The organism is Paenibacillus sp. J5 (genome assembly GCF_054955055.1).
Window position 1 is genome coordinate 1 of record NZ_JBUEDD010000016.1, and the last position, 17,218, is coordinate 17,218.

A 17,218-nucleotide genomic window follows, 5' to 3' on the forward strand; every position below is an offset into this window, starting at 1 on the left:
TCCTTCATGATCGCTTGATTCAATACATCATTAAAAGTAACCCCAGAGGATGAGTTATCCGGATGTATAACCGAGACAAGTCTGTTTAATTTGTCATACTGCAGTTTAGTCTGGTACCCTTTCCCATCCGTATACGACATGACCAATCCAGTGGATTTATCATAAGTGAAGGTATTGACTGTCTGCTGAGTTTGACCATTCACTTTCGAGGTTTGAATCGTCTGTTTTGTCGGAAACGCATAGTTATACGCGGCACCAAATTCCGTAATATAGACGATATCCTTGCTATCATCCTTAATAGTTGTACGGAGCGGATTACCGTAAGCATCGAACTGATTAATACTGACTTGGGACAATAAAGGGCCATTGACCTGATTGGCTCTTACCTGAATCTGCGTTACGCTCCCCTGGCTGTTACGCGTGAAGGATGTGTACCGTGATTCTGTCGCGCTTGCTGGCTCTAGCTGGCTGATCAGCAGTCCTGTCGCAGAATATCCATACGTAACAGTTACGCCTCTTGGATTAGTCTCGGTGACGATATTGCCAAAATCGTCATACACCCGAGTAGTTTTTAATTCAGCCAAACTCTGTGTGCCTTTTTTATATTGTGTGCTTGTTTCGATTGGCCTTGTATTTTTCTTCGCCTCATCATATTTGAAGGTGGTAACCTTCTGCTCATCTCCGACCTTCTGAAGGAATTGATTCGTGTAGATCACAGGCGCCTCATTCTCATTGGTCACTTTTTTACGATGATCGAAGACCGTGGTGGTCAAGCCGTCACTTACATTGACATAAAAATTTGCGATATTTTGATTATACGAGGATGCATAATCTGTAGGGAACCCGCTTGGACTAGTATAGGTATAATCCTGGCGATTAGATTGCTGGCCGTTGGCAATATCTTTGCGTGAAGATATACGATATTCATACTGATGTGCGCCTGATCCAATCTCCCTGCGGACAGATCCATAGGTATATTCCGTTTTTGCTCCTGTCGGATATACAATTTGACTCAGTAAAGCAGCCGGATTAATGGTGTCAGGTAATCGCGTCGAAATCTTATATGTTGGCTTAGCCAAATTATAGGTGTATTGTGTGTTCCTTCCTTGCGGATCTGTCACTTTAGCAAGCAGCTCTGTCTCATACTCTACAAAAGGACGATGCTGGTCATAGGTAATATGAGTCTTTTTGTCATAGGTTACCGTTTTCGTTCCTTGAGTGAGAACTACGGCAGACTTGGAATATTCAATATGAATCTTATTGCCGATTGCATCGATAATATCGGTTAATACGTTGCCATAGATCTCGTGAGTGTTATAGTGAAATTGGACTGTATTGTTGTAGGCATCAGCGATCTGTATTAATTTCCCGTTTGACGCAAAGTAATATCGCAGACCCTTGTTCGTTTTCAACACCCTGCTGGATGACAGACCATTGACTTTTACTGTAGAATCGTTAGCCAGAGTTAAATCTTTGAATGGGTAATTTTTTAATGTATTACCTGATATTTCATATGAGCCCTGTCTACCCATTTTGAGAAAGCTTCGGTTTTGGTCCCATGTAATATAGGGAATATCCCATGACCAGCCCTTCCCGATCGGGAAAAGCTGCTCCTCCTCTGTTTTCTCTGTGACTCGATCACGGTAACCGTGATCCAGGGCGTTATAAAACTCTTGGACTAAGCTAACCTGCCGATCCATGGTCACATAAGTGACGATACGGCTGCGGTTGCCTGCACTATCTGCATCGGACCATGCAGTTATCATGGCTTTAGCACCATCTTGTTTTCTCGCTGCAAAATAACCATACCACGCGACGGCGGAATCAATATACCCCATCTCTGCAGTAATATGCGTCATAAACCCATTCTGTAGAAAGGTTTCACTCTTCTCCTTCGTAACTATATTTTCAGTTTCCTTAAATTTAGCCCCATGAAATGCTATATAACAATTACAATACCCACTGACCTGATAGCCCTTTTTGAAGAAGCTTGAATTCGCAGAATCATACATGCGAGTGAGTGTGAAAGATAGACCGTTACGACCAGGAAGCGTGAGATCCGTCTCTTCCACACTTAAGCTTCCATCCATTGTAGATATATTTTCAAACTCATTTGAAATAGAGAAGGGGGCCTGTGATTGCCTTATATTGGCATCGCCTATCGTTTTTAGAATTCTTGGATCAGGGATAGAACTGGTTGTCGCTGCAAGCTGCGTCCGCATCATACTAGGATTAACAGCCCGTCCCTTCAACGATTCCACGTCCTCTACAAACTGTGGGTCCCCAATTGGAATACCTTGGTCTTCCTCCACTTCCTCAGTGAAGTCGATCTGCTCCATATCTTCAAGCACACGATCCTCGTTGGAGCGCATCACGGTTTCCTGACTTAATAATTCTTCATCTTCCTCGGTTATTATTGTACCTTCCTGACGGATTGTACCGTCCATTGGCTGGATCGTCTCTTGGCTCCATGCCATCTCCCCTGGAAACATTCCGAAAAGGATGGTAAAAATGAGCATGAATGATAGTAATCGTCTCAAAAAAAATCCTCCCTCTATGTCCATCTAACTCTATTACTGCAATAAGATTGCTCGTTCCACACTACAGTGCTTGCGCGGCAAATCTTTTGGAATAGTCTATTCAAAGGGAATTCGGGCAATTTCATAACTGTCGGACAGCAAAGCCTGGGCTCCCGTTCGTTTCATTGCACTCACATTGGTCGACTCGAAAATTTGCGGCCTAATTTCTTCAAGTCCCCTATTCTCATCAACATAATGCATGTTTTGTAGGGTTTGTATTGAGCTTCGACTACCATCCTCCAATTCAGAATAAGGCCAGAATCTGACTAGGACACCAGATTCGTCACCGTCGAAACCAGGTTTCCGTTAGCATCGTAGGTATATATCCGACGGTATTCGTTATCTCCAACCCAGAACTGGAAGACAATCAAGCGATTGGAGGCATCGTATTGATACACATTAAGCTTGGGCCACTTCACGCCTGTTGGATAGAAGGAATTTACATTTGTCCCATTACCAAACTGACCGCTGGCGTTATTCCCCCAACTCCATACATTGTTATCACTTGTTACTACGGTTGTATAGTTGAGTCCAACGGCAATATTCGCAACATTCGACATGATACCAACTCCACCGGCTCCTCTGACTTGTACCGGAGTTGTTCTGTCCGTCGTCGTTCCATCCCCCAGGCCGCCGCTCGTGTTGTCTCCCCAGCTCCAGACAGTACCATCTGTTGCGATTGCCGCCGTATGCGAAACGCCTGTGCTCAACGTTTTCACGTTACGCAATATACCTTCCCCTCCCATTCTCTTCACGGTCACAGGTGTCAATTGGTTGCTTGTTTCTCCGTTGCCCAGGCGGCCGAACCCACCGAAGCCCCAACTATAGACAGTCCCTAGAGCATCAAGAGCAACAGTAAAAAGATCACCAGCATCCAATGCCGTGATTGAAGTCAAGGGATGCCTGCCCCACTTGACCTGAACTGGTGTCTGGCTATTAGTTTCCGTGCCATCGCCTAATTGACCATAAGCATTGTAGCCCCAACTCCACACGGTACCATCCACTTTTAGTACCACGGTATGATATGTCCCAGCGGCAATGGATACGATATTCGTCAATTCTCCAATACCAAAGCGGCCTCTGACCTGTACTGGTGCATAGTATGAGCTGCTCGTTCCATTTCCCAACTGACCGAAGTTATTTTTGCCCCATGTCCATACCGTACCGTCGGATTTCAAGGCCACAGAATGATAATTATTTGTACGAATTGCTACGATATCAGTTAAATAACCTGTACCACCCATTCCCTTCACCTGTACAGGTGTATGGCGAGTAAAGGTCGTCGTTCCATCGCCTAATTGACCGGAGTCATTCAAACCCCAACTCCAGACGGTGCCGTCGGATTTTAATGCGAGTGTATGATTGTTGCTTGCAGTAACGGCAACTATACTAACCAGACCCTTCACTTGCACTGGAGAGCGCCGTTGTATCGTCGTTCCATCGCCTAATTGACCATAATCGTTGGCTCCCCAACTCCAGACAGTGCCATCGGGTTTAATATATGCGGTATGTGAACGCCCCGCAGCAATCGGAACTTCCTGTTTTGGTAAGCCTCCGGAGGAGTTCCCCAAAACGACCGGTAAACTTCTTGATGTCGTTGTTCCATCGCCAAGTTGTCCATAATAATTAAACCCCCAACCCAACAATGTTCCATCTGCTTTTAAAGCCAAGACCATGGAGCTTCCAGCAGCAAGAAAAGAAATCGCTTGCACGCCGTCGGAATTCGTTTCGTTTTTCACTTTAACTGAATTCGATCTGTCTGTTGTCGTACCATCGCCTAACTCTCCCATCGCATTGCTTCCCCAACTATAAAGCGTACCATCGGATTTCAAGGCATATGCACTCATCCCACCAGCCTCAATCGCTACAATATCAAACAGGAAGCCCATCCCTTGCTGTTTCACCTGTACCGGGGTTGAACGATGCACCGCAGTGCCATCTCCTAGCATATTGAATGTGTTTGCTCCCCAACTCCACACGGAACCATCTGATTTCAAAGCATAGCTACTCACGTTACCCGCCGATACTGCAATGACATCGGTTAATACGCCCGTGCCTTCAAGCCCTTTCACTTGTACAGGGGTATGGCGGTCGATTGTTGTCCCATCGCCTAATTGCCCATAATCGTTCCTCCCCCAAGCCCAGACTGTACCATCTGAGCGAAGCGCCAACATATGTCCCGCTTTAGTGTCTATTGCAGTAATGTTGGATAGAATCCCCTGCCCTCCGGGACCCTTGACAGGAACTGGTGTCGTCCGTCTTATCCTTGTTCCGTCACCCAGATTTCCATCATAGTTATATCCCCACGTCCATACCGTCCCATTTGATTTTAGGACGACTCGGTCTGATGTGCTTGCAGAGATTGCTGTGATGTCACTCATGAAGCCAACTCCCCCAGCACCCTTCACTTGAACAGATGTGGAGGTGGTTGTCATCGTACCATCGCCAAGAAGACCATATTGATTGTCTCCCCAAGTCCACACACTTCCATCCGTCTTTAGAGCAACCATATACTCCGATCCCGCTGCTACGGAAGCTACATTATTCCCACCGGGGCCAAGCACCTGTTTCGGTATTTTGGTGTTCACGGTTGTCCCGTCACCCAGTTGCCCCTTATTATTGTATCCCCACGTCCATACTGTACCATCGGACCTTACCTCAGCCGTTGAATAGAAACCTACAGCAAGTTTAACTTGCTTTTGCGCATGGGCCGATCTCATCATCATTAGCCGAGCTGGTGCAGTTTCGAATGTATACGTATACATATCATTCTGGAGAGCGCCCGTCACTGACTGAATCGCTCCCGCAGGAACCATTACTTCGTAATACTCATCATGCTGCAGCGGCTGATCCGGAATGAGCCACAGTATGTCGTCCTGGATAACCGTCTGCACCGGGATCTCTGCCTCTCCCATCCTCAGGTTAATGCCACTATATTGCTCATCTGCTTGAATCAATGTGTTGAATTGAAGATAAAGCGGGGTATCGACGTCTACTTCCTGTTGAACAGTTGGAGACGCATACATAACACTCAATTCTGATACAGGTTCCAGTTCAATGACAGGATGAGTCTCTGTCCGATAAGAGAAGGTATATGTTTGCTGCAGCAACTCTCCGGTCACACTCTGTAAGGAATCATTAGGGATGTAGACAAAAATCGTCTGGTCATATGGCAAAGGGTGTTGCGGTGTGATCGTTAAAGTCTTGCCTTGAATGGACTTGTCCGAAGGCACGACTCCTTCTGACGATAGAACCACTATAGGTTCAACATTATCAACAGCTACAACCTCCTCATCAAATTCGATCTGCATAATTGAATCCACCGCTATCCCGCTCTGTTGCTCTAGCGGAATCGTAGAAACGACATGAGGCCCGCTGCCCGATTGTGCCTTGGTAGAAAGCGGATAGATTAATGTGCCTGCTAACATCCAGCACAGTACGACAATAAGCCATCGAATATGCATCTTCTTACCCATTCAATACACCTCTTCTGTTCATTATATTCTTGTCCTGCTGCTTAACTATCTCTGTACTGAACACGCTCCTGAAGCACTATCCTCATTCAGAATAAACGCCTCCCCTATCCTCTGTAATCTGTTCAACTCATTATAGTTCATGATCTAAAAAATGGGTATATAGTCATATTGTCGAAAAACAATACTTATTGTCGAAAATGCTAAATTTTTTGTAAAATTTGTAGAGAATGCACACCCTGCCCCTAACAGGTCTCGATTATCCCTATTGAAACAGACATCTTTCTAGGAGTGCGTGACGAAGGATCGAAAGCTTCCGAGGTACATGTTCCAAGAAACACAAACAGAGACACCCCATCGGACACAATCGTCCCGGGGTGTCTCTTGCTGCTCATTCCTGCTATCTATCGCTTCGCTTCAGACTACAACGTGGGCTCCATGGACAGCTCCAGGGTGCCGATCTGAGGGGAGTAGCTCGGCGAGCCCGTAATCTCGAACTTGATGTACCGCAGCCCCTCTGGCAGCTCTGCGCTGTTCGTCAGATACGTGCGCCGCCACTGCCCGCTCGTCACGACCGGATCAGCCGATGTATAGGCAATTGGCGTCCATACAGTAGAGCTCAGTCCAGGATCAGTAGCCGTACCATAGACCATCACCGTTCCCGGATTAATAAAGTAGTAGCTCTTCGCCCGGAAGCCTGCGATATGGTGTCCAGCCGTCGCCTCATAGATCATCGACTGTGTACTGCTGTTCGAACGGCTGAGCCGGGAGCTATCTCCTTCGAAATACGTCGACGTATTGGTCGAATCCAGCACCCAACCGGATGACTTCATATAGGACAGGTTCAGATTGTTGAATGTATCCGTCCAGGTGACCCGGCTCGCGATCCTGAGCTCCAGGATGCGGGCCTCTGCCGCGTTCAGTGTCCCGATATTGAGCACACTCGATTCAGGTGCGCCCTGCGACTTGGCTGCGTCAACCAGCGCGCGTGCAGCCTCAACGGACGACTTGTCCGTTAGAGCTAACGCTGGCAGTGGCGGCAGAGCGTCGATTGCATCGATCGCCGACTGGATCGCTGCGGCCACGACGAGATAGTCCGCCTCCAGCAGCGCGATCTGCGCCTCGTTGTCTGCCAGATGCTGTGTATTGATAATCGCCGATGGAGAAGCGCCGTCTGCGATGGCTGCATCGACTAACGCGCGAGCCGCTTGAACCGCCGTTTTGTCCCCGTACACCAGCTCGCTAGCCGCTGGCAACTGGTCGATGGCTGCGATGGCTGCATCGATCTTCGCCAGCAGCGGATCAAGCAGCCGGCTCAGCCGCTGCTCCAGCTCGGTCAGCTTCGCCAGATTGATCACATCGTCCGCTGTCGCGCCTGCGGTCAGAGCCGCAGCTACGAGCGCTCTAGCCGCCTCAACCGCACCCGCATCGGTAAGCTGCAACGCCTGAGCGGATGGCAGCGCTTCGATCGCCGCCTTCGCATCCAGAATCGCAGTCGCTGCTGCATTCGAGATCGCAGCACCGTTGTAAAAGCCGCGATGCGGGGCAGCCGTCGCGGAGACCGGATTGCCATAGTAATCCTTGCCCCCGTTGTTAGCGATAACTACGCCGCTGCCCAGCGCCGGCGAGCCTTCCCGCAGCTTGTAGCCGGAGACCGTATGCAGCCCGATGCCGCCGCTGCCCGGTTGGACGAAGAACGGATCGGATGTCAATTTGTGAACATCGTTTGGTTCGCTGGCATGATGGCCGCCATAGTACAGATTGTAGTCGATCTGTCCTGTCGTGCTCGGCAAGACATACTCGGCAGAGCCCGTCGTGTAGACGATATTGTTCTTGAAGCTCCATACCTTGCCTGCTTTCTTCGGATTCGTCTGGCAATAGTCGTCGCAATAGATCGGCCGAATCGTCGGATGATCGTTGTAGAACGTGTTATTGTAAATATGCGTATTGTTCGGCAGCGCCAGCGCGAAGGTGATCAGGCCTTTTACCGGCCCGTCATTTTCGCTGATATTGTAACGAATCGTCGTGTTCGTTACGGTCGCCGGATAAGCGCTGCTCTCCACGTCGATCAAGAGCAGGAAGCCGCCCTCGTTATGATGGCTGTAATTGTACTGTACCAGACCGTTATCATGACCGAGATCAATATCGAAGCCCTGTCCGTCGGTGTCGTTGAATTGCGTCAGATACGCTTCATTATATTGCATCACTGTATTGGCAGAGCGGGTAGGGAACATCGACACCGAGGCATTCATGTCCCCGCCAGGGATGAAGCGCGAGCCCGCAGCCTTGCCGACATTGCGCTCGATCAGCGCGCCGTTGGCGCCGAAGACGAGGATCGACTCGCCGTCCGTATCGGCGATGTTGTTGTTGCGGATGACCACGCCGGTGCTCAGTCTGGCGACATCCACGACCAGTTGATCCCATGCAAAATACCGATCCTGCCAAAAGGTAATGCCATCCCGCCCGACATTCTCGACGCGGTTGTTCTCGATCAGCACCCCGTTGAACGAATCGTTACTTCCCGTCGCCCTTACGGTAATGCCGCCGTTAATATGCGCATCGAGCAGCGGCGCACAGTTGAAGCAGCCATTCACCTCATGAACGTAGTTGTTCTGGATGCGGATGTCGTTCAGCTTCGTACCCGCGCCATTGGCCTCGACTAGGATGCCGTAGCGGGCAACGCCCGCTGTCGTAGCCGTACCGGCGTTATCGCTTCCAGAATTGTTGATGACCTCCAGATTTTCGATGACCCAGTATTGCTGGTTCAGCAAGTAGACCGCAGCGCCGCTCGTGAGCGAGCCGCCATTGATGACGGGCCGGTTGCCGATTCCGTAGGAGCCGATGGTGATCGGATTGCCTGACGCGCCCGAGCCCTTGGGATGGAGCTGACCGAACCAGGTGCGATTTTTCTTCAGCAAGATCCGATCGCCTGCCTCGAAAGTCGTCGCATTCACCTTGTCGAGCGACTTCCAGGGACGGCTTGCGGTCGTGCCGCTCCACTGATCATTGCCGTCCTGCGCGTCCACATAGTACGTCGTCTGTGCGGCGTAGGCAACGCCGCTTCCCATCGCTCCACTGAGCATCGTAAGCAGGAGCGCGCTCGTCAGGACAGCGACGAGCAGGTTTTCGAGTCTCTTTGTACGCATTGCTTATAACCTCCTCTGTTCTGCTGCTGATGATCCACCACACTTTTAAGTAAACGCTCTCATTTCGTAGTTGGCGTCACCCCCCTTCCGGGAGATGCCGAGCGGGACACGTCTTATTCATAACGCATCCGTTCGGCCAGTCGCTCCTCGATGACGATATTCGCTTGCTTCCGATATTGCCGTACCGCCTCGGCATACCGCTCCTTGGCGTATTGCTGCTTCACGAGCGGCAGTACGTCCTCCAGCGGGAGATAGCCGCCGGGCTTGCGCTCCAGACCCTCCAGAACGTAGATGAACCCGTTATGATAGAACGCCTCGCTCCACTCGCCAGGCTGCAGCATGGAGGCATGCCTGTAGAGACCGTAGTCCCATCCCGTATCCTGCTTGCTCGTGCTGTTGTCGAATACGCGCACCGTCTGGCTGACCTCTGCGTCGCGCTGTCGCGTAGCTGCGTCTGCCTCCTGCCAGTCCTTCATCCGCTGCAGCGCCGCCTCGATGACCGACGCCTCTGCCCCCTCCGGGACAGAACAGGTGTACATCCTGACCGTCAGCTCATCACGGAGGCCGAAGCGATCGCGATGAGCGAGATAGTAGTTGGCGAGCGCCTCCGCTGACGGCTCCTCGTCCTCCGCGGCGAGCTTCCGCTGCAGCGCGAGTACCAGGCGATCAGTGAGGTAGCGATAATACCCGGCCTCGTCGTACTGCTCGGGGCCATAGATCACCTCACCAGTCCCCGCCGCTTGCTCGCGCCGATCGTTCTCCTCGATCCACTGACGATGAAAGGTCTCGTAGTCGATCTCCTCCACCAGTCCATAGCGCTGTGCGAGCACCTGCAGCGCCTTCGTATCCAGCGCCTCGTCCAGCGCCTGCTCAAGCAGGACATCGATCGGCCGCTCTGTGCCATACTCGGCATACCAGTAGCCCGCTTGATCGACCGCTCCATAGGCCGTGTAGAACTGCTGCACGACAAGGCTGCGCTGACGCTCCATGAAGAGGCGCAGCTCGCCGTACTTGACCGGGTGCCCGTCGATCGTCGCGACGACCTCCCCGGCATCCAGACCCTCGCGCGCATCCCGGCTCAGCCAGCCGCCGAACAGCACCAGCACGGCGACCAGCGTAAGCAGCGCCGCGGCGGGCAGCCAGCGCTTCGGCTTGTTCCTGTTCTTCATCTCGCCCTCCCTCCTGTCCTTGGTATCGCTACTCCCACCTATACCTCGCTCAAGCCCCAGCCGATGAAGTGCTGCAAGGTCATGCTGATCCACTCCGGCTGCAGCGGATTCGGCTGCGTCTTGAGCACCTTCAGCGTCGGCTCGGGGTGATCGGGCTGCGGCGTATGCGGCAGACCCTCACGCCAGCCGTCCTCGCCTGGCAGTCGGTACCGGAGCCGATAACGGTATGCTTCACCATGCAGCTCGCCAGTAATGTCCCGGTAACTTATCGCATACGAGAAGCCCTCGCGCATGCCGGGGAGCGCCTCCAGCCGCCCCTCCATCACCACGACCTCGCCATCGTCTGACTGATACTTATCGGGAGAAAGCTCATGTGCAGACATTGCGCATGCCCCCTCCGTCTCTGCTGGCTCCATCATTACGATCTCTGCCATTGCAGTCTCCGTCATTGCAGTCTTCGTCATTGCGGACTCCGTCATCACGGACTCCGTCTCCATGACCTCGCCGTCTCCCTGACGCATGCCAGAGGAATGCTCATCTCGGCTCTCTGTCACCGCGGATTCGCCCTCTGTCATGATGGCCTTTCCTCCACCGCCAACGTCAACGTCAACGTCAACGTCAACGTCAACGTCAACGTCAACGTCAACGTCACCAGCCTGCGGCTGGCTAGGCACCAGCGTCAAGCGATAGTCCATGCCTGGCACGCCATAGAGGGTGAAGTCATTGGCCGCGCCGCGGACGACGACCTTCGGCCCCTCGAAGAATAGCGGCTGACGATCGACCTTAAGCAGCGCGGAGCGGCTCCAGTCGGCGGGCTCCTCGGAAGCCCGAACGTAGTGGAGGTCCCCCGCCATCGCCAGCGGCTCGCCGCTCAGGATACGCTCCAGACAGCACCTTGCGCGATCCATCGGAAGGGTGCAGTTGTTATGCCCGAACCGGTAGCCGATCTCATGCCGAACCGGGATGCCGAGCGCACGGGCACGATCCACCCAGCGGTAGGCGAGCCAGCTTGCAGTGAATGGATCATGCGTGCCATGACTCAGAATCACCTGCGTACCGTTCGCGGCCAGCCGCCGCATGACCGTCTCGGATGCGGGTGAGCGCACCTCATCGATCTCCGCCAGGTCGCTCGTTCCCAGCGTCGTCTCCAGGAAGCGCTCCATCCCCGACTTGCCCAGCTCGTCGCGCCACTCCCTCCGCCAGGCATCCTTGTAGCCGGTATCCTCGCACAGCGCCTGGTCGAGGATCGGGTGCGTCGAGTTTAGCATCGTGAGCAGCGGCGAGCCGATCAGAAATGGCACATTGGCGCATACCGCATAGCGGACGCGGTAGCTCTGGGTGCTCGGGTTGGCGGCGGCCAGCAGGCTGGCGAAGCCGCCCCGGGAGCCGCCGACCGTGACGATCCCGTCCTCGCGGACGCCGAAATCTTGAATCGCCCGCTCGAACAGTTCATCCAGATTTGCATAGATGGACTGCTGCAGCGTTCGTGTGCCGATCGAGCCACCGCCGTTCCAGATGATGCCGACGACCCCCGCGCCGCGCTCGGTGTACAGCTTGCCGATGACGCGCAGCATGTCCGGGCCGATGACGGAGAATACATTTTCATTCTGATCGTAGAAGCCGCTGAATATGGCCGGGTAATCTGCCGCCGCGCGCTGCCACATCGGCGGCAGAATGTAGGTTGCCAGGCTGCGATGCACGCCCTGACCGATGATGACGTTATGGATGAGCTGGAACGCCGGCACCCTCTCCAGCTCGGCGAGCGGCGTGTCGGCACGGCGGATAAGGGCCGGATAGCCGCTATGCTCCAGCGCCTCCGCCGAGAGCCGGAGCGCGGCTGCCTCGCTGACGCTATAGAGACTGTAGGTCTCGCCGACATAACGCTCATACGCCATCGCACGCGCCTCCGGCTCATCCACCCACAGCGCATAGCGCTCGCTTCGGAAGTAATACGGGCTGCGCTCATCGTCACAGCGGAACTTCCCTGTAATCGTGCGCTGTCCCTCTCCAGCGTCCCAGTCGATCCGCCCCAAGCCATCGGACGCACCATACTGGAAGCCCCCGCGTCCACCGTTCAAGTCGGCGGACCAGTGGGTCGTCACCGGGTAGGCGTGGATCAGCGTCTCAGCGACGATCGTATGCGGCCCCTGCCCTTGCGCGTGGAAGCGCACCTCGCCCTGCTCAAGGTCGACGTCCAGCTCCTCCGTATATCGGGTCTTTCCCGCCTCGCCCCAGGCCACATACAGGCGATGCCCGCGCTCCAGCAGCGTCGCCAGCAGTGTCCCGATGACTGCAAGGCTCACGCTCTCCCCGGCCGCCTCACAACGGACAGTGGCGCTGATCGGCACATAGTGATCCGGTACGAACTCGTCCGTCATTCATCCGCCTCCTCTCTGGTCAACGAATACGGCAACTGCTTCGGCAGCTTCGCAGCCCTCTCAGGCTGAGCCGAGCGCGCATATTCCAGTCGGGCGCCGCGCGCCAGCTCGTCATGGTGAATATACAGCGACGAATAGCGTTCGCCATTCAAGCGCACCTCGCCAAGGTACGGCTCCTCCGCCGTGCGATCAGGCCCGGTGAGCTCGATGGTCTGGCCATTCTCCAGCAGGATCGTCGCGCGCTTGACCTGCGGCGCGAGCAACAGATACTGCGGGACGCCGGGTGTGAACGGATACAGGCCGAGCATGCTCCAGATGTACCAGGCGCTCATACTGCCGTTATCCTCATCGCCCGGGAGGCGCTCTGCCGAGAACAGCTCCCGTGTCGTTCGGTCGATCCATGTCTGTGTCCGATGGCGCTCGCCAAGCACCGCGTACATATAGGGCAGGTGAAAGCTCGGCTGGTTGCTGATCGCGAACTGGCCGTAGTCGATTGCCGCCATCTCGGACATCTCGTGAATCTCCGCTCTGTAGGCGCCTACCTTGAACAGCGGCGGCATCGTGAACAGACGATCGAGCTTCGCGAGCATCCTCTCGCGGCCGCCCATCAGCTCCGCGAGACCGGCGATGTCATGCGGCACCGCCCAACTGCACTGCCACGCTGAGCCCTCGCAATAGGCGCCGCCCCAGGCCAGCTCATCGAACTCCGGCTCGAACGCGCCTGCCGCATCACGCGGCCGCATGAATCCGCTCTCCTGATCGAACAGCAGCGCATAGTTGCGCGAGCGGGCGAGGAATCGCTCATAGTCTTCCGTCTTGCCGAGCGCTCTGGCCAGTTGAGCGATGCAGAAGTCGCCGTAATAATAATCCAGCGCATTGCTCACGCTCTCATGGTGGCGATCGGAGGGCAGATAGCCTAGCGCCGCGTAGTCGTCCAGCCCCGGCCGACCATAACGGCCATCCTCTGCCCGTTCCATCGCATGCTTGCGCAAGCCCTCGTATGCCGTCTTCACATCGAAGCCGCGGATGCCCTTGACATAGGCATCGGCGATCGCAGCGTCGATCAGCGTGCCCGGCATCGCGCTTCGCTCAGCCGGCGAGATCCACTTCGGCATCCAGCCGCTCTCCCGGTAGATATTGACCCACGCCTCCGTCATCTCCGCCAGCCGCTCGGGAAACAGCAGGCTGTAGAGCGGCAGTGTGGTGCGATAAATATCCCAGAAGCCGACATCGGCGTACATCGGCCCTTCATGCACCTGCCCATCGTAGGGACTATAATGGATGCGTCTGTCATCCGTATCGTACTCGTGCATCGTGCGCGGGAACAGGCAGAGCCGGTACATGCAGCTATAGAAGGTGGCGCTCGTCCTAGCATCAGCCGTCTCGAGCTCGATCCGGTCCAGCACATCCTCCCACGCCTCTGCCGCCTCCGCCTGCAGGCTGTCCAGCCCGTGTCCAGCCAGCTCGCGCTCGAGATTCAGCAGCGCTTGCTCGGCGCTGATGAAGGAGGTGGCGATTCTAAGCTCCACGACACCGCCCGAAGGCGGCAGCACGCCGACATAAGCGCCCAGCCCGTCGCCAGCGCCAGCTTGCCCCGGCAGTATCTGGCCATCCTGCGTGAATAAGCCGCTCTGCGCCTCATCGATAGCGCAGTCGAGCGTGATCGCATAATGCATCGCGAACGACGGGTGTACCTCGCCAAAGTGGGCGGAGGTGCTGCCCGTGATGCAGCGCCGGGCCGGGTCGATGGCGATGCTCGACGCGCCAGGGCAAGGCGCGATCAGCCAGCGTGCGCCCTCTTCCCGGCGGAACGTCGCGCGCAGGATGGCGCTGCGCATCGCTGGCGCAAGCTCGAGCATAATGTCGTAGCGCGGCAGCTCCACCTGAAGGCGATGCGGCTGCAGCTCAAGCTGCTCCGGGCGATACGAGGCCGAACGATCGGCAGCCGCAAGCACCAGCTCATCCGTCTGCGGCATCAGAACCAGCGGCGCGTAGTCGCGAATCCACGGGCTCGGCTGATGCGTCAGCCGAATGCCCTCGAAGCGCCGATGCCCCGGGTGAAAAAACCAGCCCGCGCCGCTCTCATCGGACTGTGGACTCCAGGCCGCCTGTCCCCATGGACGCGCGATCAGCGGCAAGGTGTTCCCCTCGGAGAAGTGGTAGCCGGAGGCTGTGCCCTGCAGCGGCTGGACGAAACGCAATTTGCTCATCGGTTAGCCTCCTTTGCGAGCTCGCATAGCTGAATATCGAACTCATACACCTGAATATCGCCGGGCGCCAGCTCAACCTCCACTTGCGCAGGCGACTGCGGCTTGCAGCGGAGCAGCGGCTCGCCCTCTGCGAACCATGCCCGGCCGCCCTTCACCGGCGCAGGCAAGCCGATCGTGGCTGAGGCTGGCTCTGTGCCCCAGTTATGGACGAACAGGAACGCCCCTCGCTCGCCAGCCTCGTCCCAGGACAGCCAGTCGGCACGGAGCGTGCCCGGCGTCACCGTCACCGCTGGGGGACAGTGCAGATGCTCCTCCAGCAGCCGCCGGTAGATCGCCAGAGCGTCCGCGCCCCCCTCCCTCCAGTAGGCGGCGGCGAACATCGTGCCAATCCAGACTGCCTTGCCCTGGCCGTAGCGGGCGAGCGTAATCGCCGGGCTGCCGTCTTCATCGAAGCGGGCGAGCACCTCCGTCTGCTCGGCCAGCTCGACCTCGCACTGGTAATAGCTTCCCGCTCCTGTCAGCGGACGACCTTCCTGCGAAGACGGCATCGACAGCGGGATCGTCTGTGTCGACTGCAGCTTCACCTGATGATAGCTATGGTCGAGATTCTCCAGCGCGTGCACCCATGTCTCCCGGAGTCCGAATACCCGGTCGAAGCCGTAGCCCGGCACCGTATAGCTGTGGCTGCCGTTCTCGGCCTGGATCGAGCCGAACCCGCTCTCGGAGAGGAGCAGGCCGCCGCCAGCGACCCACTGCTCAAGCGTCTGCGCCATCCGCTCGTCCAGATAGAGCGGATGCGGCAGAATCAGGCAGGCATAGTCTGCCAGTCCCTCGCTCGTCAGGTCCTGATCGGAGACGAACTCAACCTTGTAGCCCAGATCATGCAGCAGCTTGTGGACGCCCTGCACGGAGTCATGATAGGCGTCCAGATGCGCATAGATGCCGAAGCTGGCGATCTGGCCCGCACTGCTGAACCAGATGGCAATCCGGTCAGACGGCCTGCGGGCGCGCGCGAGTCGATCAGCGCGAGACTGGATGGCTCGATTGAGCCGGGCCATATCCTCCAGCCATGGCGTGACGCTGCCGTCAAGGTACGTGCTGCCCCAGGCAGGCGCCTCATGGCCGAGCACCTCAGGCCGGTATTGCCAGAACAGGAAGCCGGTGATGCCGCGGGCCAGCGGCACCAGCACATGCCGCTTCAGCTCCTGCAGCGACAGCTTCTTCGGCTTCAACGCCATATCTCCCGGCAAGGCGTGAATCTCCGAGTTGATGATCTTCTTGCCCTTGGCCGCCGAGATGAGCAGATCAGCCGACCAGGCCGAGGAGCCCAGGCTGTTGCCGAACAGATCACACGGCTCGGCCAGCTTGAAGTCATCGGAGCCGGAGGTGATCAGATTGAAGATCGGCGCCGGCACCGTGTGCACCATGACCTGATGTGCCTGGTCGTAGCGCTTGACGACTGCGACCCGCCGCTTCAGATCGTCGGTCAGCGCCTCGGACATGAACAAGCGCCAGTCGACAAGGTCGGCAAACACAGCCTGGCCTCGCGGCGCCTCGATCTCCGACCACTGCGGATACGTGCGCTGCCAGCGCTCATTCAACCGCTCCAGCGTGCCGTATCTGTCCTCCAGCCAGCGATGGAACGCCTCCATCGAATGCTCGCAGTAGCAGACCTGATTGTCGTAGCTGAGCGTCCGCTTGATGCCCGTCGTCAGCTCAGGCTCGTTCCACAGATCCCACACCCATAGCGCCGGATGATCCTTGAACTGCTGCACCGCCGCTTCGAGGAACTCGTCCTTGGCCTGCTGCGCGGGCCGATGATGATAACATGGTCCCGGCGCGCCGCCGATCTGCCGATAGCTGAGCGCCCGTGGCGCCAGAACCGCTCCGTCTGCCGTGACCATCCTCGCATCGGGGTAAGTCCGGTCGAACCATGCGGGCGCCACGTCGAAGATGACATTCAGGATGACCTTGAGGCCGTAGCGATGCGCCAGGTCCATCAGCTCCTGAATATCGTCGAACCGATACACATTCGGCTCGGGCGTGCTGCTGCGCCATTGCACCCAATACTTCACACTGTTGAAGCCCAGCTCTGCGAGCTGTCGCAGATCACGCTTCCACTGGTCGCGATACGGCGTCGGCGAACGATAATATTGAAAGCCGAACGGGATAAACTCTTGTTGCGTTTGCGTCATGGAGTGCACCTCTTCCTATGCTGTTAGGACGCCCCAAGACCTGTTAGAAGCCGCTTCAAAACGTCCGT

The 17,218-nt window shown here is 55.9% G+C and carries 7 protein-coding genes; all 7 read right to left on the reverse strand.

What is annotated here, in order from left to right:
* Positions 1–2,540: RHS repeat domain-containing protein (locus ACY1JZ_RS23670; protein ID WP_462631200.1), on the reverse strand; the 2,540-nt coding region annotated here is incomplete at its 3' end.
* Between the two features lie 305 nt (positions 2,541–2,845).
* Positions 2,846–6,055 carry an RCC1 domain-containing protein gene (locus ACY1JZ_RS23675; protein WP_462631202.1) on the reverse strand — a complete coding sequence of 1,070 codons (3,210 nt, stop codon included), beginning with the start codon at positions 6,053–6,055 and terminating at the stop codon, positions 2,846–2,848.
* Between the two features lie 419 nt (positions 6,056–6,474).
* Positions 6,475–9,198, reverse strand: coding sequence for a right-handed parallel beta-helix repeat-containing protein (locus tag ACY1JZ_RS23680; protein WP_462631203.1), 2,724 nt, complete (start codon positions 9,196–9,198; stop codon positions 6,475–6,477).
* Positions 9,199–9,311: 113 nt separating this feature from the next.
* Positions 9,312–10,367, reverse strand: a complete 1,056-nt coding sequence (locus ACY1JZ_RS23685; RefSeq protein ID WP_462631205.1) for a peptidylprolyl isomerase — start codon at positions 10,365–10,367, stop codon at positions 9,312–9,314.
* 38 nt (positions 10,368–10,405) lie between these two features.
* Positions 10,406–12,745 (reverse strand): alpha/beta hydrolase, encoded by a 2,340-nt coding sequence (locus ACY1JZ_RS23690; protein ID WP_462631207.1) that lies wholly within the window; start codon positions 12,743–12,745, stop codon positions 10,406–10,408.
* Positions 12,742–14,955, reverse strand: coding sequence for a GH92 family glycosyl hydrolase (locus tag ACY1JZ_RS23695; RefSeq protein WP_462631209.1), 2,214 nt, complete (start codon positions 14,953–14,955; stop codon positions 12,742–12,744). Before ACY1JZ_RS23695 ends, ACY1JZ_RS23690 begins: the two co-directional genes overlap by 4 nt.
* Positions 14,952–17,150: a beta-galactosidase gene (locus ACY1JZ_RS23700; protein ID WP_462631210.1), complete on the reverse strand. Its 2,199-nt coding sequence runs from the start codon at positions 17,148–17,150 to the stop codon at positions 14,952–14,954. Before ACY1JZ_RS23700 ends, ACY1JZ_RS23695 begins: the two co-directional genes overlap by 4 nt.
* Positions 17,151–17,218: the final 68 nt, after the last annotated feature.